Annotated in this window: 8 protein-coding genes; 2 read left to right on the top strand and 6 right to left on the bottom strand. The window is 74.9% G+C overall.

The window, feature by feature from the left end:
* Positions 1-70 precede the first annotated feature (70 nt).
* The 5 genes from WMF20_RS19020 to WMF20_RS19000 all read right to left on the bottom strand — a co-directional run bounded on the left by WMF20_RS19020 (position 71) and on the right by WMF20_RS19000 (position 17060).
* The gene (locus WMF20_RS19020; protein WP_437615565.1) at positions 71-1111 is read right to left on the bottom strand and encodes a TauD/TfdA family dioxygenase; all 1041 of its coding nucleotides are present in this window, start codon (positions 1109-1111) and stop codon (positions 71-73) included.
* Positions 1112-1178: 67 nt separating this feature from the next.
* Positions 1179-2528 carry a radical SAM protein gene (locus WMF20_RS19015; protein WP_437615563.1) on the bottom strand — a complete coding sequence of 450 codons (1350 nt, stop codon included), beginning with the start codon at positions 2526-2528 and terminating at the stop codon, positions 1179-1181.
* Between the two features lie 86 nt (positions 2529-2614).
* The gene (locus tag WMF20_RS19010) at positions 2615-7240 is read right to left on the bottom strand and encodes an amino acid adenylation domain-containing protein (RefSeq protein ID WP_437615561.1); all 4626 of its coding nucleotides are present in this window, start codon (positions 7238-7240) and stop codon (positions 2615-2617) included.
* The gene (locus WMF20_RS19005; protein ID WP_437615559.1) at positions 7237-11745 is read right to left on the bottom strand and encodes a type I polyketide synthase; all 4509 of its coding nucleotides are present in this window, start codon (positions 11743-11745) and stop codon (positions 7237-7239) included. The genes WMF20_RS19010 and WMF20_RS19005 overlap by 4 nt, the downstream gene beginning before the upstream one ends.
* A 5-nt stretch (positions 11746-11750) precedes the next feature.
* Positions 11751-17060 carry an amino acid adenylation domain-containing protein gene (locus tag WMF20_RS19000; RefSeq protein ID WP_437615557.1) on the bottom strand — a complete coding sequence of 1770 codons (5310 nt, stop codon included), beginning with the start codon at positions 17058-17060 and terminating at the stop codon, positions 11751-11753.
* A 455-nt stretch (positions 17061-17515) separates the two neighbouring features.
* Between WMF20_RS19000 and WMF20_RS18995 the strand changes: the two genes are divergently transcribed.
* Positions 17516-20176, top strand: a complete 2661-nt coding sequence (locus WMF20_RS18995; RefSeq protein ID WP_437615555.1) for a lantibiotic dehydratase — start codon at positions 17516-17518, stop codon at positions 20174-20176.
* A 70-nt stretch (positions 20177-20246) separates the two neighbouring features.
* Here WMF20_RS18995 and WMF20_RS18990 read toward each other — a convergent pair whose 3' ends face one another.
* Entirely contained in the window at positions 20247-20609 is a 363-nt protein-coding gene (locus tag WMF20_RS18990; RefSeq protein WP_437615553.1) for an MbtH family protein, read from the bottom strand.
* Between the two features lie 308 nt (positions 20610-20917).
* Between WMF20_RS18990 and WMF20_RS18985 the strand changes: the two genes are divergently transcribed.
* Positions 20918-22183, top strand: a complete 1266-nt coding sequence (locus WMF20_RS18985; protein WP_437615551.1) for a PAS domain S-box protein — start codon at positions 20918-20920, stop codon at positions 22181-22183.
* The last annotated feature ends 107 nt before the right edge of the window (positions 22184-22290 follow it).

The following is a 22290-nucleotide window of genomic DNA, read 5'->3' as shown; positions in this document are numbered from 1 at the left end:
TGGTGCTCAGCACGAAGTCTCCCCGTGTCCGCGGCGCGCGGCGGTCCTGGATGTGCGCGCCGCGCGCGGCTCACGACACGGACTGCGGCTCCGAGAGCGCGACGACCACGCGGCGGGCGCCGTCGAACGGCTCGCGGCCGTGCGCGACGGTCATGTTGTCGAGCAGGAGCACGTCGCCGCGCGCCCACGGGAACAGGATCCTCTCCGCGTCGTAGGCGTCCAGGATCGTCCGCACGTCCGCCGGATCGATCGGTGAGCCGTCTCCATAGAACGTCTGGAAGGGCAGCCCGTCCTCTCCGTAGGTCGACACGAGCGCCTGCCGCACGTCCACCTCGCGCGCGGCGAGGTGGAAGAACGCCGCGTGGTTGAACCAGAGCCGCTCTCCGGTGATCGGGTGGCGCTGCACCGCCGGGCGGACCGCGACGGTGCGCAGCCGCTCGCCGTCGAGCCACTCGACCTCGATCGCGTGCGCCTTGCAGTACGCCTCGACCTTGGCCCGGTCGTCCGTATAGAACGCCTGTTGCCAGGTCAGCCCGACACCCGCGTTGTAATTGCGCACGTACCGCACGCCCCTCGCCTCGAAGCGAGCCTGGATCTCCAGCGGGATCCGCGCGAGCACGCGGCGGACATCGCAGATGGGCGTCTCGCCGCGCCCCCCGGGCGCGGTGATACAGCAAAAGAAGATCTTCCGCGGCCACGTGAAGCAGTAAGCCCCCTCGTTGTGCATGTCGATCGTCTGGTGCTGCGGGTAGAACGTCGAGGCGTAGACGCGCTTCGCGCCCGCCTCGGCCCGGGGCGTCGACTCGTCGCCGGGCGCGTCGAGCGGATCGCCGTCCGACGCCGCGGCCACGACCTCGGCGAAGCGCTCTGGCGCGTCGACGCCGAAGCCGCGGAAGAGCAGCGCCCGGTGCTCCAGGAGCAGCGCGTCGACGCGCGGCCGGTGCGCGCGGATCCACGCGGCGAGATCCACGTGGCCCGCCGCGGCGGCGGGGCTCGCGACGGCGAGCACCGAGCGCGCCTCGCTCCACGGGCGGACGTCGACGAGCGCCGCGCCCGACAGGACCACTTCTCGACGACGATCGCCGCGGAGCGGCCGATTGGAGATGCTCATGGCGAATTCCCGGAGAGATAGAGTTGCCCGTCACCGCGCCTCGCGCGCCTGCCCATCGCTTCCATGATCACAAGAGCGGGAGCGAGCGGCGGTCATTCAGCCGCTCGGGCGCCGGGCGCGACGTCGAGAGCTGCTGGATGAGATCGCCGAGCAGCCACTCGAGCAGCGACTCCCCGGCGGGGGTGAGCGACAGGACCGCCCCGGCGCTCGTGAGCAGCCCCCAGTCGACGTACCGCGCGGTCGACGCGGCGAACCGCTGCACGAGCGCGTCGTCGAACGACGCGCGCAGCTCGGCGAGATCGACCGGGCGGTTCGATTTCCAGAGCGCGAGGACCAGGATGTACATCCGCTCCAGCGGCCCGAGCTCGTACTTCGTGCCGATGGGCAGCGAGCGGGCGTTCACGCGCGCGATGTACTCCTCCTTGTCGTCAACGTTGATGTAGAAGTGGCCAGGGCCGTAGTTCTGCACGTGCGGCCCGAACGCCACGCACGGGGTCTGCTTCTCCCACCGCTCGCGGTAGACCTTCGTGTCGGCGACCTTCGGCTTGAGGAACCAGCCGACGAGGTTCTCGCGGTATCCGGCGCTCTCGAGCAGCGCCTTCGCCTCGGCGCGCATCACGCGGCACTCGACCTCGCTCGGGAAGGCGCCCGGGTCGGCCTCGTACTCGCGCACGAGCGGCGGATCGTCGCGGACCTCCAGGCGATACAGCGTGATCGAGGGCGTCTCCAGCGCGATCGCGGTCTCGACCGACTCCAGGAACTCGGCGCGCGTCTGCGTCTTGAGCCCGTACAGGAGGTCGATGTTGACCGACGGGATGCGCGCGATCGCCTCGCGCAGCACGTCCATCGCCTTTTCGCGCGAGAACGTGCGCGCGACCATGCCGAGGAGCCGGTCGTTGAACGCCTGCACGCCGATGCTCAGGCGCGTGGCGTACCGCTCAAGCACGTCGAGCTTCTCGCGCCCGAGCGTGCCGATGCTGGCCTCGACGCAGACCTCGGCGTCCGGCGTCAGGCGGTAGCTCGTGAAGAACGCGAGGTGCTCCTCCAGCATGTCGCGCGGGAGGACCGTCGGCGTGCCGCCGCCGAAATAGATCGAGGGCACGCTCTTTTCGCGCAGGCCGCAGAGCTCGTCCATGAGCCGCGCGTGGGCCCGCTCCGCCTCGAGCAAGCGCTGCATCTCCGAGCGCTTGTCGATCTTCCCCCAGTAATAACAGTACGTACACTCCTCGACGCACCACGGCACGTGGGCGTAGAGCGCCACGCTCGGGGTGCTCGCATAGAGCGACCGGAGCCAGGGGAGCGCGGCGTCGTCGTACCGCGAAGGCCGCGAGCAGGCCTTGACCACGTCCTCGAAGATCCTGAACCGGAACTGCCGCGCAGTCCGCTGCTCGAAGAAATCACCCGGGAGACGACCCATTCCCAGTCGCTCCAATACGGTCCTATCGGCCATCGTCCATTCCTCTCTTCACCGCTCGTCCGCCGCGTTGCACGGGTCGTCGGGCGTTAAGGTTTCTCGAGATGAGGCCCGTCCACGCGCGCCTCATGAGTCGCGGATCGCTCCCGCTCGGGCGATCGCTTGCGCAGCTGGCCGGCGCGCTGCCGGAACGCCTCGGCCTCCTCCTTGCGCAAAGCCGCGTCCTCCTGGCGAACGAACGCGGCGAGCTCGGCGACCGAGGCCCGGGGCCGCTCGACCACCGCGGAGAGCAGCCGCAGGAAGACCCGCGGCAATCGCGCGACCGCCGCCGCGTCGAAATGGCTCCGGCGAAACTCGAAATATCCGCGCAGGCCGCCCTCCTCCGTGGGCCACAGGAGGATGGAGAGATCGAACGGGACGATCGGCGGGTAGAGCGGGATCAGGTCGGCGCGGAGGCCCGGCACGATGACGGCGGCCTTCGGCGTGTTCTGCAGGGCGAGCCAGACGCGGAACAGCGGGTGCTGGGCGACGTCGCGCTCGCGCCGGAGCTCGTTCACCACGAGGTCGAACGGGACGTCTTGCCGGGCGAACGCGTCGAGCGCGGTCTGCCGGCTGCGCGCGAGGAGCTCGGCGAACGTCGGCTCGCCGGAGACGTCGACGCGGAGCACGACCGGGTTCACGAGCAGGCCAACGAGCCCCTCGAGCTCGGGACGCCGCCGGTTCGCGAGCGGCGTGCCGACGGGGATGTCGGTGTCGCCCGTGAACGCGTGGACCAGCACGTCGAGCGCCGCGAGCAGCGCCATGAAGAGCGTCGCGCCCTCGGCGCGCGCGAGCTCCTCGAGCGCCCGCGCGAGCGCCGGCGCGACGCCCACCCCCTCGCTCACGCCCGCGCGGTCCTCGCGGCCCTGCGCCTTCCGCCCGTCGTTCGGGAGGCCCAGCGCGAGCGGCAGGCCGCGCAGCCGCTCGCGCCAGAAGTCGAGCTGCGCCCGGTCCACGGGCGCGTCCTGCTGCCAGGCCGCGTAATCGCCGTACTGCAAGGCCGGCTCGGGCAGGGCGGCGCCGGCGTAGAGCGCGAGGAGCTCCCGCACCAGCACGCCCATCGACCAGTCGTCCGACGCGATGTGGTGGAGGGTCATCACGAGCACGTGCTCGCGGGCGTCGACCCGGAAGAGCGCGGCGCGCAGGAGCTGCCCGGTCGAGAGGTCGAACGGCCGCCACGCCTCGGCCGCGATCGCGCCCTCCAGCGATCGCGACCCGCCCCGCAGGTCGATCACGACGAGCGGCGCGGCCGGCGCGGGGCGCACGACCTGGACCGGCTCGCCGTCGACCGACACGAGCGCGGACCGCAGCGACTCGTGGCGCGCGAGCAGGCCGGCGACGGCGCGCTCGAGCGCGGGCACGTCGAGCGCGCCGGTGAGGCGCACCGCCGTCGGCACGTTGAACATCGCGGTGCCCGGCGTGAGCTGCTCGAGGAACCACATGCGCCGCTGGGCGTGCGAGAGCGGCGCGCGATCGAGGCGGCGCCGCGGGATCGCCGGCGCCCCGGCGGGCGCGGGCCCCGCGGCCGGATCCGCGGCGGGCGAAGGCGGCGCGGCGCCCGCCACGGGGGCGGCCGCCCGCGCGGCGAGCGCCACGACCGCGGGCGCGAGCGCCGCGATCGTGGGCCGGTCGAACAGGAGCTGCAGCGGGACCTCGACGCGGAGCGCGCGCTGCGCGCGGGCGACGACCTGCGTCGCGAGGAGCGAGTGCCCGCCGAGGTCGAAGAAGTTGTCGAGCACGGAGACCTCGCCGGCGCCCAGCACCTCGCGCCAGATGCCGGCGAGCAGGGCCTCGGTGGGCGTGCGCGGCGGGACGCGCGGGGCCGCCGAGTCACCCGCCGTCGGGTCCGGGGGCGGCAGGGCCGCGCGGTTCACCTTGCCGTTCTGCGAGAGCGGCAGCGCCCCCAGGGCGACCACCGCGGACGGGAGCATGGCGCTCGGGAGGCGCCCCCGGAGCGAATCACGCAGGTCCGGCGGGAGCGACGCGCCCGGCGCCGGCACCACGTACGCGACCAGCCGCGGGTGCCCCGGGGCGTCCTCGCGCAGCATCACCACCGCCTGCTGCACGCCCGGCAGGGCCTCGAGCGCGGCCTCGATCTCCCCGAGCTCGATCCGGTGGCCGCGCAGCTTGATCTGGTGGTCGGTGCGCCCCTGGAACTCGAGCGTCCCGCCCGGGAGCCAGCGCGCGAGATCGCCGGTCCTGTAGAGCCGCTCGCCCGGCATGCGCGCGAACGGGTGCGGCACGAACCGGAGCGCCGTCTGCTCGGGGCTGTTGCCGTAGCCGCGCGCGAGCGGGACGCCGCCGATGTACAGCTCGCCCGTCACGCCGAGGCCCACGCGCCGCATGCCGGCGTCGAGCAGGACGATCTCGCCGTTCGCCACGGGCTCCCCCATCGAGACGACCGAGCCGGCCTCGCCCCGCGGCAGCGAGCACCCGGTCACCGCGATCGACGCCTCGCTCGGGCCGTACATGTTGATCAGGTCGGCGTGGACCGCCGCCGCGAAGAAGCGCCGCGTCAGCTCGGCGGGGACGGCCTCGCCGCCGACGAGGACGCGGCGGAGGCTCGCCGGGAAGGCGCCCGGATCGTCCGCGAGGAACGCCGAGAGCATCGACGAGACGAAGTAGGCGATCGTCACCCCGTGCCGCTCGATGGTGCGGCGGAGGTACGCCGGGTCGCGGTGGCCGCCGGGGCGCGCCACGACGATCCGCGCGCCGGCGAGGAGCGGCCAGAACACCTCCCAGACCGAGACGTCGAAGCCGAACGGCGCCTTGAGGAGCATGCGGTCGCCCTCGCCGAGCGGCCACCGCTCCTGCACCCAGCCCATCTGGTTCACGATCGCGCGGTGCGACGTGAGCGACGCCTTCGGCCGGCCCGTCGAGCCCGACGTGTAGATCACGTACGCGACGTTGTCCGGGAGCGCGCGCGGGGCCGGGCGCGCGCCGCTCGCGCGCGCGATGGCGGCGGCGTCGCCGTCGACGCAGACGACCGCGCACCCGCCGGTCGGGAGCTCGTCGGCGATGGCCTCGTCCGTGACCAGGATGCGCGCGCGCATCTCGCGGAGCATGTGCTCGACGCGCTCCGCAGGGAGATCCGGGTCGATCGCGAGGTAGCCCGCCCCCGCCTTGACAACGCCGAGCACCGCGATCACGAGCTCGATCGAGCGCTGCAGGCAGACGCCCACGATGGTCTCGCGGCCAACGCCCATCGACGCGAGGTGATGGGCGAGCTGGTTCGATCGGCGCTCGAGCTCGGCGTAGCCGATCGAAGCGTCGTCGTGCTCGACCGCGACGGCATCGGGGGTGCGCGCGGCCTGTCGGGAGACGAGCTCGTCGAGCGTCGCCGGCTCGCGCTCGCGCTCGCGCACGGGCCCGCGGGCCAGCGCGTCGAGCCGGGACAGCTCGCGCGGGCCGAGGTACGCGCGTTGGTCGACCGGCTCGGCGGGGCGCGCCGTGAGCTCGGCGAGCAGCGTCGCGAAGCGCTCGCCGAGGCGCGCCGCGTCCTCGTCGCTGGCCACGGACGCGTCGACCTCCAGCTCGAACGCGACGCCCTCGGGCGTCTCGGAGCAGAGGAGCTGCGCGGCGAACGGCTCGGTGGTCACGCGGTGCGACGCGAGCGCGAGCCGGAGCCCCGCGGCGGCGCGCGGCGGCGCCGCCTTCCGGAACGAGAAGCCGAAGGCCCCGAGCGGGAGCGCGTCGGGCACGTAGTCCTGCAGGGCGCGGGCCTCGCGCTCGGCGCGGGCGACCCGCGCCGCGAGGCCCGCGAGCGGCTCGCCGCGCGACGGCGCGACGCGGAGCGGGACGTACCGCTCGTACGGCCCGCACGCGGCCCCGAGCTCCGGGTGCGTCCGCCCGTCGAACAGGGTCGCCACGGTCACGCCGGCGGGGTCCTCGCCGCTCGACCGCCACAGGACCGCCGCCCAGGCGGCGAGGCACGCGACCGGCAGCGGGACGGAAGCGGCCTCCGCGGCCGCGCGCAGCCGCGGCTGGACGGCCGGATCGAGGGAGATGGCGCCGCGCCGCGGCCGGAAGCCCGGCCGGGCGTCCGCCGGCGGCGCGAAGAGGAGCGCCGCCGCGGGCGCGTCCGGGAGGCGCTCGCGCGCCCAGAGCGCCTGCGCCTCGGCCGCGTGGCGGGACTCCAGGAGGCCATCCTGCCAGTCGGCCACGTCGGCGTACTGCCGCACCGCGGCCGACGCGGCCTCGCCGGCGAGCGGGGCGCCGCGCCCGAGGGCCACGGCGAGCTCGGCGACGATGTTCTCGAGCGAGGCGCCGTCGACGCAGAGCGCGGGGGCGCTCAGCACGAGATCGTGGCGCTCGGGGGACCGCCGGACGAGGGCGGCGCGGAGGGGCGGGTCGCCGAGCGGCTCGCTCGCGGCGCGGGCCAGCGCGGCGCCCGTGCCGCCGGGGTCCGCCTCGACGCGGAGGTCGACGCGCGGCCCGCCGACGATCTGGACCCCGGGCGCGCCGTCGGGCAGCTCGAACGTCGTCCGCAGGATCTCGTGCCGCGCGACGACCTCGCGCAGCGCGGACGCGATCCGCCGCTCGTCGCACGGCCCGTCGATGGTCACGTGCGCGACGGCCCGGTACGGCGACGGCTCCGCGGCCCCGCGCGACCGCGCCGCGAGCCGCCGCTGCTGCGGCGAGAGCGCGAACCCGCCTGTCTCGAGGGTCTCTGTCATGGCTCCTCTCGGCCGAGGGCCTGCCCCTCGGCGCCCTGGGTGGACGGCCTCACGGCGCGGCGCCGGGCGCTGCCGAGCCGCGCGAGCTCCGCGCCGCGGGCGCGCTCGAGCTCGCGGGCCCTGCGCTCCTCGACGCCGGCGTCGATGTGCTCCCGGAGCTCGGCGAGCGTCGCCTCCGGGCGCGAGGTCGCGCGCTCGAGCGCCCGCGCGTAGTCCTCGAGGAAGTCGCGCACGGTCTCCTGCCGGTAAAACTCGGTGCTGTACTCGACGCCGAAGACGAAGCCGGACGTCCCCTCGGCGACCGTGAGCACGAAGTCGAACGGCGCCGCCTCGGCCTCGACCTCGAGCGCCTCGAGCACGACCCCGTCGAGCTCGACGCTGGGCACGCGCACGTTGCGCATCACGAACTTGGCGTCGAAGAGCGGCGCCTGGCCGGCGACGCGCCGCGGCCGCAGCGCCTCGACCAGCCGGTCGAACGGCAGATCCTGGTGCTCGAACGCCTCGAGGGTCACGTCCCTGACCCGGCGCACGAGCGCGGTGAACGCGGGATTTCCGCTGCAATCGGCGCGGATGACGAGCTGGTTGACGAAGAAGCCGATCATACCCTCCGTCTCGAGCCGGCTGCGGTTCGCGACGTCGGTCCCCACGACCATGTCCTCGACCCCGGTGCGCTGGTGGAGCAGCGCCTTGTAACAGGCCAGGAAGATCATGAACGGCGAGACCCCCTCGCGCCGCGCGAGGCCCCGCACGCCGTCGGCCAGCGCCGCGGGGGCCGGGAGGCTCTGGCGCGCGCCGCGCCAGGTGCGCGCGCCCTCGGGCGCGTGGTCGGCCGGGACGCGCACGCGCGGCAGATCGCCGGCGAGCTTCCCCCGCCAGTAGCCGAGCTCCGCCTCGATCCCCTCGCCCGCGAGCCACGCGCCCTGCGCGGCCGCGAAGTCGATGTACTGGACCGGGAGCTCCGGCAGCGGCGAGGCCAGCCCCCGCGTGAACGCGCGGTAGAGCGCGCCGAACTCGGCGACGAAGACGCCGACCGACCAGACGTCGAACACGATGTGGTGCACGACCAGCACCACGATGTGCTCGCGCTCGACGCGCCGGATGACGTGTGCGCGGAGGAGCGGGCCCGAGGCCAGGTCGAAGACCTCGAGCGCCTCCGCGGCGATGGTGCGCCGGGTCTCCGCCTCGAGGTCCGCGCCCGAGAGGTGCGCGAGGTCGGACACCCGCCACGGCACCGACGGCGCGGGCGCGACGACCGGCACCGGGCGGCCCTCGACTGCGGCGAAGGTGGTGCGCAGCGCCTCGTGGCGGCGGCAGATCTCCTCGAGGCTCCGGCGCAACGCCGCGAGATCGAGCCGGCCGGCCGCGCGGACCGCGAACGAGACGTTGTACGCCGGGCTGCCCGGCTCGAGCTGGTCGAGGAACCAGAGGCGCTGCTGCGCCGACGAGACCGGCAGCCGCCCGCCGCGCGGGATGGGGACGATCGGCGGCAGCGCGCTGCGGGCGGCCCCGGCGCCCTGCCGCCGCTCGATCTCCGCGGCGAACGCCGCGATCGTCGGCCCCTCGAAGAGCGCGCGGACGGGCACGTCGACGCCGAGCCGCGCGCGCACGCGGGAGACGAGCTGCGTCGCCATCAGCGAGTCGCCGTGGAGCGCGAAGAAATCGTCGGTGACGCCGATGTCCTCGACGCCGAGGATCTCGGTCCAGACGCGCGCGAGCAGCCGCTCCATCTCGGTGCGGGGCGCGACGCGGTCGGCGCGCCCCTCGGCCCGCGCGCCGCGACCGTCGGCGCCGCCCGAGGGCGCGGCGGCCGGCGCGCCCGCGCCGCCCTCGTGGCGCGCCTCGTCGACGGCGGCGGGCGCCTGGGGCCCGCGCGCGAGCGAGACCCAGTGGCGCGTCCGCTCGAACGGGTACGACGGGAGCGGCACGCGGCGCCGGCCCTCCCCCTCGTGCAGGCGCTGCCAGGCGACCGGACAGCCGGCCTCCCACAGGCGGCCGAGCGCCTCAAGCGCCTGGCGCTGCTCGCTCGATCCGGCCTCGCGCTCGCTCCGCAGCCCCTCGATCCCCAGCGCCGACGGCAGGGTGCGCCGCGCGAGCGCGGTGAGCGAGCGGCCCGGACCGACCTCCAGGAAGACCGCGTGCCCCTCGGCGCGGAGCGCCTCGAGCCCCTGCGCGAAGCGGACCGGCGCGCGCAGGTGCCGGGCCCAGTAGTCCGGATCGACGGCCTGCTCGTCCGTGATCGGCGCGCCGGTGACGTTGGAGATGAACGGCACGCGCGGCGGCCGGAGCGCGGCACGGCGGACGCGCGCGCGGAACGGCTCGACCGCGCCGTCGAGCAGCGCCGAGTGGAACGCGTGCGACGTCTCGAGCCGGCGCGCGAACGTCCCCTGCGCCTCGAGCGCCGCCTGGACCCGATCGATGGCGCCGGACGGCCCCGAGAGCGCGACGAGCCCCGGCGCGTTCCACGCGGCGATCTCGACCCCATCGCGGAGGAAGGCCTCGAGCCGCTCGGCCGGCGCGCCCACGGCGAGCATCGACCCCGGGGGCATCGCCTGGGTCAGCCGCCCGCGCTCGATCACGATCGCCACCGCGTCCTCGAGCGTCACCACGCCGGCGAGGCACGCCGCGACCCACTCGCCGAGGCTGTGCCCGAGCATCGCCGCGGGCTCGACGCCCCACGACATCCAGAGCCGCGCGAGCGCGACTTCGACCGCGAAGAGGACCGGCTGCACGCGCTCGGTCGCCGTGAGGCGCGCGCCGTCGCCGTCGCCCGCCTCGAAGGCGACGCGCACGAGATCCATCCCGGCCACGTCGCCGGCGATCCGCGCGCACGCGTCGAAGGCCCGCCGGAACTCGGGCTCGGTCGCGTACAGCCCGGCGCCCGCGCCGAGGCGCTGCGAGTGCTGCCCGGGGAACAGGAGCACGGCCCCCCGCCCCGCCGCGGCGGGCGCGCCCTTCCGCGGGGCGCGGAGGGCCTCGCGGGCCTCGTCGAGCGAGGCCGCGACGATCGCGCGGCGATGCGCGTGCTCGCGGCGGCCGACCTGCAGCGTGAACGCCGCGTCGGCCAGGTCGAGCGAGGGGCGGGCGTCGAGGTGGGCGGCGAGCGCGCCGCACGCGGCGTCGAGGGCGCGGTCGCTGCGGGCCGACAGCGTGAGCACGCACGCGGGCCGGCGCCACGGCGCCGCGGCCGGGGTGGCCGGCGGCTCCTCCAGCACGACGTGGGCGTTCGTGCCGCCGATGCCGAACGAGCTCACGCCCGCGCGCCGCACCGGCTTGCCCCCGGGCCAGGGCCCGGCCGACGTGGGCACGAAGAACGGGGTCGACCCGAAATCGATGTGCGGGTTCGGCGCCTCGAAGTGGACGCACGGGGGGACCACCCCCTCGCGGACGACGTGGATCGCCTTGATCAGCCCGGCCACGCCGGCCGCGGCGTCGAGGTGGCCGACGTTGGCCTTGAGCGCCCCGAGCGCGCAGGAGCCGACCGCGTCGGTGCGCCGCCGGAACGCGGTCGTCAGCGCCTGGATCTCGACCGGATCGCCGAGCAGCGTCCCGGTGCCGTGCGCCTCGACGTAGCCGATCGAGCCCGGATCGACCCCCGCGACGCGGTGCGCCTCGGTGACGACGGCGGCCTGCCCGGAGACGCCCGGCGCGCTGAAGCTCGCCTTCCTGCCGTCGTTGTTGACGGCCGAGCCGCGGATCACGGCGTGGATGCGGTCGCCGTCTTCGAGCGCGTCGGCGAGGCGCTTGAGCACGACCAGGCCGACGCCGCTGCCGGCGACCGTGCCCGCCGCGCGCGCGTCGAACGCGCGGCAGCGGCCGTCGGGCGACATGATGCCCCCGGGCACGTGGACGTGGCCGCCCTTCTGCGGCACCGCGACCGAGACCCCGCCGGCCAGGGCCACGTCCGTCTCGAAGCCGAGCAGGCTCTGGCACGCGACGTGGACCGCGACGAGCGACGTCGAGCAGGCGCTCTGCACGAGCACGCTCGGCCCGCGGAGGTCGAGCTTGTACGAGACGCGCGTGGTCAGGTAGTCCTTGTCGTTCGCCAGCGTGAGGGCGCGCAGCCCGACGGCCGCGACGAGATCGGGGCGCGAGACGACCTGGAGCAGGTACGCGCCCGGGCCGCACCCGCCGAAGACGCCGATCGCCCCCGGATAGCGCGCCGGGTCACAGCCGGCGTGCTCGAGCGCGCTCACCGCGCACTCGAGGAAGAGCCGGTGCTGGGGATCGATGAGCTGCGCCTCGCGCGGCGGGATCTCGAAGTACGCCGCGTCGAAATCCTCGATTCCATTCAGCAATCCGCCCGCGCACACGAGGGAGGCGCCCGGCGCGTCCGGCAGGGCGGCGTGCGCCTCGCGCTCGTGCTCCGGGAAGAACGTGATCGACTCGACCCCGTTCACCACGTTGGCCCAGAGCGCGTCGACGTCGTCCGCGCCGGGGAAGCGCCCCGCCATGCCGATGACGGCGACGGCGCCGCCCAGGTCCTCGAGCTCGTCTCCGGGTGCCATCGCGCTCATCCGTTCGACCGCTCCCCGCGCGCGGCCTGCCGGCGGCGCGCCGCGTCCCGGCGCGCGTCCGCGCGCTGCTCGGCCGCGTCGGTCGACCCGCGCCCCGGATCGCTCGCGTCGACGCGCGCGGCGAGCGCCTCGATGGTCGGCGATTGGAACAGGTCCGCCACCGCGATCGGGGCGCGCAGCCGCTCCTTGAGCAGCCGCTGGGCGCGCACGGCGAGCAGCGACGTCAGCCCGATCTCGAAGAGGTTCTCGTTGACGCCGATCTCCTCGACCTGGAGCACCTCCTTGAGCGCCCCGACGATCGCGCGCTCCGTCGCCGTGCGCGGCGGGATCCGCGGCGCCTCGCCCTGGCCGCCGCGCGGATCGATCGCGGCGAGCGCCGCGCGGTCGACCTTGCCGTTCGCGCTCAGCGGGAAGGCGTCCACCGGGACGCACGCGCTCGGCACCATGTACTCGGGGAGCGTCCGCCGCGCGAACGCGAGGAGCGCCTGCGGGTCCAGGCCGCCGGCGCCGATGACGTACGCGACGAGGCGCCGGTCGCCCGAGGGGTCCTGCTTGACGGCGACCACGGCCTCCTTCACGTCCGGGTGCCGGAGCAGCACCGCCTCGATCTCGCCGAGCTCGACGCGGTAGCCCCGCACCTTGACCTGGAAGTCGACCCGCCCGAGCAGCTCGACGGCGCCGTCGCGGAAGTACCGGGCGAGATCGCCGGTGCGGTAGAGCCGCTCCCCGGTGGCCGGGTGCGCGACGAAGCTCGCGGCGGTCCGGGCCTCGTCGCGGAAGTAGCCGAGCGCGACGCCGACGCCGCCGATGTAGAGCTCGCCCGGGACGCCGATCGGGCACGGCTCGAGCGCCTGGTCGAGGACGTAGACCCGCTGGTTGGCCATGGGGCGGCCGTACGGGACGCTGCGCCAGCGCGGATCGACGCGGTCGAGCGGGTGCAGGATCGACCAGATCGACGCCTCGGTGGCGCCGCCGAGGCTGACGATCCGCGCGGCCGGGGACGCGGCGCGGATCCGCTCGGGGAGCTTCAGGTCGATCCAGTCGCCGCTCAGCAGGACCAGACGGAGCGACGCGAGATCGGGCGGCGCCGTCGTGCTGCCGCCGGCGGGGGCGGCGTCCAGCGCGAGCTGGAGCAGCGCGGGCACCGAGTTCCACACGGTCACGCCCTCGGCCCGCACGAGCGCGGCCCATGCGTCTGGCTGCGGCCCCGGGCCCGGCGGCGGCAGCACGATGGCGCCGCCCGCCGCGAGCGTGCCGAAGAGGTCGTAGACCGACAGGTCGAAGCTCAGGGACGAGAGCGCGAGCACGCGATCGTCGGGCCCGACGCCGAACCGGCGGTTCACGTCGAGGATCGTGTTCACCGCGCTGCGGTGGTCGATCATCACCCCCTTCGGCTGGCCGGTGGATCCGGAGGTGTAGATCACGTACGCGAGGTCGCCCGGCGCGGGCGCGGCGCGCTGAGGGAGGCGAAGAGCGTCGTCGAGCTCGCCCAGCTCGTCGACGAGGGCGCGCTCGACCCCGGCGGGCCAGTCGATCCGCGCGTCGACGTGCGACTGCGTGAGCGCGAGGCGCGCCTCGCCGTGCGCGAGCAGGTGGGCGAGGCGCTCGCGCGGCAGCGCGGGATCGATCGGCAGGTACGCCGCCCCGGCGTGCAGCACGCCGAGCGCCGCGGCGACCTGCTCCCAGCCCTTCTGCATCGCGATCGCCACGAGCTGGCCGCGCCCCTGCCCCGCCCTCCGGACGCGCGCCGAGACGGCGAGCGCGCGCCGGCGCAGCTCCGCGTACGTCAGCCGCCGGCCGCCAGCGACGACCGCGACGGCGTCCGGCTGCTCGCTCGCCCGCGCGAAGAACGGCTCGTGCAGGCAGAGGTGGTCGTCGTACGGCTCCTCGGTCGCGTTCCACGTCACGAGCGCGCGCCGGCGCTCCTCGGGGGTGAGCAGGAGCGCCGCGACCTTCGCCTCCGGCGCGCGGACCGCGCGCTCCGCGATCCGCACGAGCGACTCGAGGAGCTCGTCGGCCGTCTGCGGATCGAAGAGGTCGGTGTTGTACTGCAGCGAGACGACCTCCTGGCCGCCGCGCGCCTCCACGGAGAACCGCAGGTCGAAGCGCGTCGTCTCCGCGCCGAGGTCGAGGAGCTCGACCTCGAGGTCGCCGAGCGCCATCGCGGGCATCGGCGCGCTCTGGACGACGAGCATCACCTGGAAGAGCGGCGACCGGCTCATGTCGCGCCTCGGCTGGAGCGCCTCGACGACCTTCTCGAACGGCGCGTCCTGGTGCTCGAACGCCTCGAGCGCCGTCGCCCGGACGCGCCGGAGCAGCTCGGCGAAGGTCGGGTCGCCGGCGAGGTCCACGCGCAGGACCAGCGTGTTCACGAACATGCCGACGAGCCCCTCGAGCTCGGGGCGCGGCCGGTTCGCGACCGCGGTGCCGATCGCGAGATCCTCCTGGCCGGTGGCGCGCCGGAGCGCCACGGCGAGCACGGCGAGCCACGCCATGAACCGCGTGGCCCCGGCGCGCCGGCAGAGCGCGTCGAGATCGCCGAGCAGGCGCCGGGGGAGCACCGCCGTCCGCTCCGCGCCGGCGAACGTCTGGACGGCGCCGCGCGGCCGATCCGTCGGCAGCTCGACCGTCGGCAGGCCGCGCAGGCGCCGCGCCCACCACGAGACGAGCCCCTCGAGGCGCGCGCCCGAGAGCGCCTGCCGCTGCCAGCGGGCGAAGTCGACGTACCGCGCCGCGAGCGGCGGGAGCGCCGGAGCGCCCCCGCGACTACAGCTTTCGTACAAGGCGCCCAGGTCCCGGACGAGGGGCGCGAACGACCACCCGTCGATCGCGATGTGGTGCACGCCGAGCACGAGGACGTGCTCCTCCGGCCCGAGCCGCACGAGGCGGGCCCGGACGAGCGGCCCGGCGGCGAGGTCGAACGGCGTCGTGAGCTCCGCGCGGGCGGCGAGCCGCACCGCGCGCTCGCGCTCGCCCTCGGGCTGGTCGGACACGTCCACGAAGCGCACCGGGACGTCCCCGCGCTCGCCGACGCGCTGCACCGGGTCCGGCCGCGCCGCGAACGTGGTGCGGAGCGCGGCGTGGCGGCCGACCAGCGCCTCGAGCGCCCGCGAGAGGGCCTCCCGGTCGAGCGGGCCGCGGAGCCGCGCCGCCGGGGCCAGGTTGTAGGCCGTCAGGCCGGGGAGGAGCTGGTCGAGGATCCACAGGCGCTCCTGCTCGTAGGAGAGCGGGTGATCGGCCGCGTCGTGCGCGGGCAGGATCGACCCCGAGCCCGCGCCGCCGTCGCCTCGGCCGAGCGCCGTCGCCGGCCGGGCGGCGGCCTCGAGCCGACGCGACAGCGCGCGGACCGTCGGCGCCTCGAAGAGCGCGCTCAGCGCGACGCGGAGCCCGAGCCGGGCCTCCAGGCGCCCGATCACCTGCATCGCGGCGAGCGAGTCGCCGCCCAGCTCGAAGAAGCTGTCGGTCGCCCCCAGCCGCGGCGCCCCGAGCACCTCGCGAAAGATCGCGGCGACCTCCCGCTCCACGTCGGTCGACGGCGCCTCGATCGCGCGCGCCTCCGGCGCGCCGGCGCCCAGCGACCCGCGCGCGAGCTCCTCGAGGCCGCCGGCCAGGAACGCCGCGCGGCAGGCGCCGCGCTGGATCTTGCCGCTCGAGGTCTTCGGGATCGTCCCCCGCGCGATCAGCACCACCGCGTGCGCCGCCACGTCGTGCTGGAGCTGCACCTCGCGGCGCACCGCCGCGACGACCTCCGCGAGGTCGGGCGACCCGCGCGGATCGACCTCCTGGACGATGACGAGCCGCTCCTCGCCCTCGACCTCGACGCCGAAGGCGGCGCAACAGCCCCGGCGCTGCGCCGGGTGGCTCGCCTCGGCGGTGCGCTCGAGGTCGTCGGGGTACAGGTTCCGGCCCCGGACGAGGATCAGGTCCTTGAGCCGCCCCGTCACGAAGAGCGCCCCGTCGCGCAGGTAGCCGAGGTCGCCCGTGCGCAGGTACGGCCCCGCGTCCGGCGCGCCTTCGCGCCGCGCGCCGAACGCCTCGGCGGTCGCCTCGGCGCGCCCCCAGTAGCCGCGCGAGACGCTCGGCCCGCGCACCCAGATCTCGCCGATCTCGCCGTCCTCTCGATCCCGCGTCGAGACCGGATCGACGATCCGCACCTCGCCGCCCGCGTCGACGGCGCGGCCGCACCCGACCAGCGTCTGCGCCGCGCGCCCCGGCTCCGGCGGCGCCGCGCGCCCGCCGGCGAGCGCCTCGCGATCGACCGTGGCCAGCGCGGGCCCGGCGCCGCGCTCGCCGCCCGTCACGATCAGCGTGCCCTCGGCCAGCCCGTAGCACGGGTAGAAGGCCTCGCGCCGGAACCCGCACGGGGCGAACGTCGCGGTGAAGCGCTCGAGCGTCTCGTGCCGCACCGGCTCCGCGCCCGTGAACGCCACGTCCCAGGTCGAGAGATCCAGCGCGGCCACGTCGGCCGCGGTCGCCTTGCGCGCGCACAGGTCGTACGCGAAGTTCGGCCCGCCGCTCACCGTGCCGCCGAAGCGCGCGATGGCGCGCAGCCACCGCATCGGGCGCTCCAGGAACGCGAGCGGGGACATCAGCGCGACCGGGAACGCCGCGTAGAGCGGCTCGAGCACGCCGCCGATCAGCCCCATGTCGTGGAACGGCGGCAGCCAGATCACCCCGCGCGACGCGCGGCCGGTCCGGAACCCGCGCGCGATCGCCCCGAGGTTCGCGAGCAGGTTGCCGTGCGTGAGCATCACCCCCTTGGGCGCCCCGGTCGAGCCCGAGGTGTACTGGAGCAGCGCGAGCGCCCCGCGCGAGATCGCGGGCGGGCGCCAGGCCTCCTCGACGCCGGGCGCGAGCGCGTCGGTGCTGACCCACCGCCCCGCGCGCAGCGCCGGCGCCCGCTCGGCCAGCGCGTCGCCCATCGCCGCGATCGCCTCGGTGGTGAGCACCACGCGGGCGCCCGCGTCGGCGGCGATCGCCTCGAGGCGAGGCAGCGTCCGGCCGAGGCGCGCCGGATCCGGCGGGTACGCCGGCACGGCCACCACGCCGGCGTAGAGACAGCCGAGGAACGCGGCGACGTAGTCGAGCCCGGGCGCATACAGGAGCACCGCGCGGTCGCCCACGGCCGAGATCGCCTGGAGCGCGGCGCCGACGCCGCGCGCCCGTCGATCGATCTCCGCGAACGTGACATCGAGCCGCTCGCACTCGCCGTCTACAAGAAAGCTGTACGCGAGCTCGTCACCGAAGCGGGCCGCGCGGCCACGGCCCAGCTCGACGAGCGTCTCGAATGCAGCACCGGAGTCCATAGAATTGCTCATGAGCCCGTCGGATTCGTGCGGTGCCATTGCGCTGGCCGACCCGTCCGTGGAAGCCCACGACTCCGGCGCTCCGGTGCCGACTCCCCCCACCATCTCGCGGCGCACCATAATCGCATACGGAGGACATCACCAGCGCTGATCGTCGATGCGCATGGCGGAATTGCCGAGTGCGCCGTCTCCTGGGAGAGCCCTGTTCAGCCCGACTGGAGATATCGAGTCACGCAGCGATCCCAGCGCGACGGCGTCCATTCAAGCGGGCTCACGGCAGCGTTCGCTCCCTGATGGAACATCGACAGATAGCGACAGAACCCCATCATCCAACGTCGACCAGGGGCCACCGACTATCATCATCTCGTGGGCGCGTCCCGGGATCGTTACATTACTTAACAAGACATACCGACCCGAGCGTTGACACGATCACTCGCGCTGATAGCTTGCGCGGCATGCTCGGAGCGGACGCCGCGATCGAGGTGGGCAAGCTGCCCCGCGAACATCGTGATTCAATGGCGGCGCCGGTCCGATCGGCGCCCTGGCGAGCCGCCCTGCCGGGCAGCGAATGGGAGGTCTGGCGGACGGTCTGCCTCCGGAGCGCGGGGTTCCCGGTCGACCTCTTGCGCGCGCTCGTCGCCCCCGGCAGCGCCGCGGCCGCGGATCGCCTCGGCGAGGCCGATCGCGCCGAGGAGCGGTCCCGGCGGGCCGCGATCGCGGCGCTGGACGCGCTCGTCCGCGTCGACCCGCGCACCGGGGTCGACGCGCTCGCCGGGGACGAGGCCGCGCGCGCGCGGCTCAAGGCGGAGCGCCGGCGGCTCGCCAAGGGCGGCGCGCCCCGGGACAAGGCCGGCTCCCCCGCGGCCGACGCCGCGCTCGACGAGCTCGCGGGCGCGCTCCGGCGGCGCGACGCCGCCGGCGCCGAGCTGCGCGATGTGTTCGACGACGAGGCGCGGATCGTGAGCGAGCGCCTCCGCGGGATCTGCCGCGACCGCGCCTTCCGCGAGGCGCTGGTCTGGCAGAACCGGCAGGTCCTCCGCACGGCCGTCGACCCGCTGCTCGCGGCCCCGGAAGGCGCGGCCGACGCGCGGACGCGCTCCAAGGAGCGCCTCGTCGCGAGCTACCTCGAGCGGTACTGCGCCAAGAACGACTCGATCGGCTTCTTCGGCCCGTTCGGCTGGGCCAGGATCGACGGCGGGCCGGTCGCCGCGCGCGTCGCCCCGGGCCGCGGGCTGCTCGCGAACCGCACGGTGTCCATGGAGCACTGGGTCCTCGACGGGCTCGCCGCGGCCATCGCCGCGCGGCCCGGCGTCGCGCCGTGGCTCGCGCCGCGCTGGCTGCCGTTCTACCAGCTCGACGGCCGCGAGCTCATCCTGCCGATCGGCCACCGCGCCGAGCTCCCGCCGGCGCGCGCGCGCCTGCTCGCCGCCTGCGATGGCGTCCGGCCCGCGCGCGCCATCGCCGCGGAGCTGCTCGCCGACGCCTCGCTCGGGTTCTCGAGCGAGGCCGAGGTCTACGACCTCCTGCGCGACATGGTCGGCATGCGCGTCCTCGCGTGGGACCTCGAGCTGCCGTACGCCCTCCGCGACCCCGAGGCGCACCTGCGCGCGGCGCTCGCCCGGATCGAGCCCGAGGACCTCCGCGCGCCCGCGCTCGCCGCCGTCGACGAGCTCTTCGCGGCGCGCGCGGCGGTGGCGGCCGCGGCGGGCGACCCCGAGGCGCTCGACCGCGCGCTCGACGCCCTGGAGCACACGGTCACCCGCCTGACGGCCGGGCCCGCGACGCGCGCGCCCGGCGCCGTTTACGCCGGCCGCACGCCCATCTACGAGGACTGCCGCCGCGACGTCGAGGTCACGTTCGGCGCGCCGTTCCTCGAGCGGTTCGGGCCGGCGCTCTCGCTCGTCCTGTCGAGCATGCGCTGGTTCATGCGCGAGACCACCGAGGCGTACATCGGCTACGTGCGCGGCGTCGTCGACGAGCTCGTCGGCGGCGCCCCCGACGCGCGGCTCGACATGACCGTCCTCCAGCGCGCGCTGCTCGATCGCATGAAGCCGGGCGTCTTCACCCCGCCGGTCCAGCGCCACGTCGACGCCGTGCGCGAGCGCTGGAAGGAGCTCGTCGGCGCTGCACCGGACGCGCGCCGGGTGGAGCTCGACAGCGCCGCGCTGCGGGCGCGCTTCGAGGCGGCGTTCCCGAGCCACCCGGCGGATCGCACGGTCGCGCCGTTCCACGTGAGCCCCGACCTCCTGGTCGCCGCCGCGAGCCCCGAGGCGTTCGCCGCGGGGGATTTCTTGGCCGTCCTCGGCGAGGTCCACCTCGGCCCCACGCTGAACGCGTTCGCCACGCTGTCCCAGCACCCCTCGCCCGGGGACATCACCGCCGCGCTGGTCGGCGATCACCCGTGGCCCGCGCTCTACGTCACCGGCCACAAGCAGGAGCTGCTCGGCGGCCCGACCGGCCAGCGCGTCTTCGGGGCGCCCGAGGCGCGGCGGCCCATCGACTACGTGCTCGATTTCTCGACGTCCCCGCAGTCGATCGACCCGGAGCACCACCTCCGGATCGCCGACCTCGAGGTCGTGATCGAGGGCGACCGCTTCCGCGCCCAGACCCGCGACGGGCGGCTCGTCTTCCACGCGCGCCAGTTCATGTGGCTGATCATCAGCCTCGAGGCGACCCGCGGCTTCTCCCTCTTCGCGCCGGCCCGCCACGTCCCCCGCGTGACCATCGACGGCCTCGTGATCGCGCGCGAGCGCTGGATGTTCGCCCCCGCGGAGATCGACGCCGCGGAGCTCGCCACGCCGGTCGATCGCTTCGTCGGCGTGCGCCGGTGGGCCGCCGAGCACGGACTGCCGCGCTTCGTCTTCGTGAAGTCGGCGGCGGAGTCCAAGCCGACCTTCCTCGATCTCGACAGCCCGCTCTCGGTCGAGGTCTTCGCGAACCTCGTGCGCGTCGCCCGCGAAGACGCCGCCGCGCGCGTCAATCCCGGCGGCATCGCCGTCACCGAGATGCTCCCGCGGCCCGACCAGTGCTGGCTCGTCGACGCGGACGGGCGCCGCTACACGAGCGAGCTGCGCATGGTCACGTGCTTCGGCCCGGACACCCGGGTCGGTCTCTAGCGCCGGTTCCCCTCGTCATCGCGGCCATCCTCGCCTCATGGCGGCGTCAGGATGGCCGCTCCGCCCGCGCTCACACGACATCCGCCGGGGCGCGTCCCTCCGCCGGGGCGCGCAGGCGCTCCCATGCCTGATCGATATAAGCGAGGCACTCCATGACGGACCCCTGTTTGCCGGCCTCCCGCCACCCGCGCGGGATCGCGCGCTCGACAGGGCAGACGGTGTACTGCTTCTCGTGATCGACGACGACTCGATAGGTCGCTACGTCCTGTCGCTCTCCCTGGCTCATCTCCACCTCCGCGGGTCGGCCCGATTGCGCTGCGGGGTCGCACGATAACCTCGGCGCTCGCGCCGTCGAGCCGGAATCTCCGAGCGCGGATCGCAGGATCAAACCGTCTTCGACCCGAGACGGCGTCATGCCGGGATCGATGCCCATGTCATGGCATCGTCGCGCCCCCGCCCGCGGGCCCGCTGCGGCGGCCGAGCCGCCTTCGGACCACGCGGATGTCAGTCGCGACGGCGCTCATCGCCGCCGCCGCGGAACTCTGGGCACACCGCGGCCTCGCACGCGCCCGCAGGCCGTGGAGCGAACGCGGCCCCTTCGCGTCGCACCGCCGCATCGGCGCGGCGGCGGAGCGGTTCCGGCGCGATCCGGCCGTGAGCGCGACGATCCTGCACCTCGGCGCGGCCCGGGCCTGGGGAGCTCGCCGAGGGGGTCGACGGCCCGCGGCGGAGGTGATAGCCATGCTCTCCGTCATGCCTGAAGCGCCTCGGCTCGACGACCTCGACCGCTTCTTCGAGCTCTCTGTCGACCTGGTGGGGATCGCCGGATTCGACGGATACTTCAAGCGCATCGGCCGGGCGTGGGAGCAGACGCTCGGCTTCTCGCGCGAAGAGCTCCTGACCAGGCCCTTCCTCGACTTCGTTCATCCCGAAGATCGCGAGCGCACCGTGACCGAGTCGGCGAAGCTGTTGTCCGGCGACGCCACCGCGACGTTCGTGAACCGATATCGATGCCGTGACGGCTCGTATCTGTGGATCGAGTGGAACTCGGCAATCTACCCGGACGCCGAGCTCGTCTATTGCGTAGCGCGCAACATCACCGATCGCCGGCGCGCCGAGGAGGCGCTGCTCGCGGCCGAGTCGCGGTACCGGGCGGCGATCGACGGCAGCCTCGACGGGTTCTGCGTGCTGCGTCGCACGGTCGGCGAGCCGGGGGAGACCGTTGATTTCGTGTTCACCGAGGCCAACCTGTTGGTGAGCCAGGTGACGTCGAGGCCGCGCGAGGAGATCATCGGCCGGCGGGTCGCCGATGTCTTTCCCGCGGTTCGCGATTTCGGGCTCCTCGAGAGATACGAGCACGTCTTTAGGACGCGCGAGCGGCTGCTCGCGGAGACGGAGAGCGCGTTGCCCGGGGGCAAGCGCCTGTGCCTGCAATACCAGATCGTCCCGCTCGACGACGGCGTCGCGGTGACGGTCAAGGACATCACGGCGTCCAAGCAGCTGGAAGCGGAGCTCCGGGAGGCGCTCCAGCGCCGGGAGAGCGACGCCGAGGAGCTCCAGCGGAAGAACCGCCAGCTCGCCGAGGAGAACGCCGAGCGCGAACGCGCCGAGGCGCTGCTGCGGCAGCAGCAGGAGACGATGCTCGCGATGTCCACGCCGATCATCCAGGCGTGGGAGGGGGTGCTCGTGCTGCCGGTCATCGGCACCGTGGAGACCGCGAGGGCGGCGCAGATCATGGAGCGGCTGCTCCCCGAGATCGTCCGGACACAGGCGCGCTTCGCGATCCTCGACCTGACCGGCGTCAGCGCGGTGGACGCCGCGACCGTGTCGCACCTGCTCGCCGTGGTGCGCGCGGCGAGCCTCCTCGGTAGCCAGTGCCTCGTCTCCGGGATCTCCCCGGCGATCGCGCGGACCATGACCGAGATCGGCAGCGCGGAGGGGGCGTTTCTGACCTTCGGGCTGCTCCAGAGCGCTCTCCGTTACGCGCTCTCCCGCTGCAGCGCCTAGGCCGCGCGCGGGCCGCCCCCGCCCCGCCTCCTGTTCCAGGCGGTCCAGGTGAACGTCGACGCTGGCCGCCTGCCGCCGCCGCGCGAGAGCGGCCGGCGCACCCTCGT

The sequence above is a fragment of the Sorangium sp. So ce834 genome (genome assembly GCF_051521425.1).
In the GTDB taxonomy this organism is placed as follows: domain Bacteria; phylum Myxococcota_A; class Polyangia; order Polyangiales; family Polyangiaceae; genus Sorangium; species Sorangium cellulosum_D.
Note: the sequence above shows the minus strand (reverse complement) of the source record. Positions and strands in the feature narration are given on the sequence as shown.

Excerpts from the sequence above, each read along its gene's own strand:
- WMF20_RS19000 (WP_437615557.1), bottom strand. The coding sequence starts at position 17,060 with ATGGACTCCGGTGCTGCATTCGAGACGCTCGTCGAGCTGGGCCGTGGC.
- WMF20_RS19015 (WP_437615563.1), bottom strand. The coding sequence starts at position 2,528 with ATGGGTCGTCTCCCGGGTGATTTCTTCGAGCAGCGGACTGCGCGGCAG.
- WMF20_RS18995 (WP_437615555.1), top strand. The coding sequence starts at position 17,516 with ATGCTCGGAGCGGACGCCGCGATCGAGGTGGGCAAGCTGCCCCGCGAA.
- WMF20_RS19020 (WP_437615565.1), bottom strand. The coding sequence starts at position 1,111 with ATGAGCATCTCCAATCGGCCGCTCCGCGGCGATCGTCGTCGAGAAGTG.
- WMF20_RS19005 (WP_437615559.1), bottom strand. The coding sequence starts at position 11,745 with ATGGCACCCGGAGACGAGCTCGAGGACCTGGGCGGCGCCGTCGCCGTC.
- WMF20_RS18985 (WP_437615551.1), top strand. The coding sequence starts at position 20,918 with ATGCTCTCCGTCATGCCTGAAGCGCCTCGGCTCGACGACCTCGACCGC.
- WMF20_RS19010 (WP_437615561.1), bottom strand. The coding sequence starts at position 7,240 with ATGACAGAGACCCTCGAGACAGGCGGGTTCGCGCTCTCGCCGCAGCAG.
- WMF20_RS18990 (WP_437615553.1), bottom strand. The coding sequence starts at position 20,609 with ATGGGCATCGATCCCGGCATGACGCCGTCTCGGGTCGAAGACGGTTTG.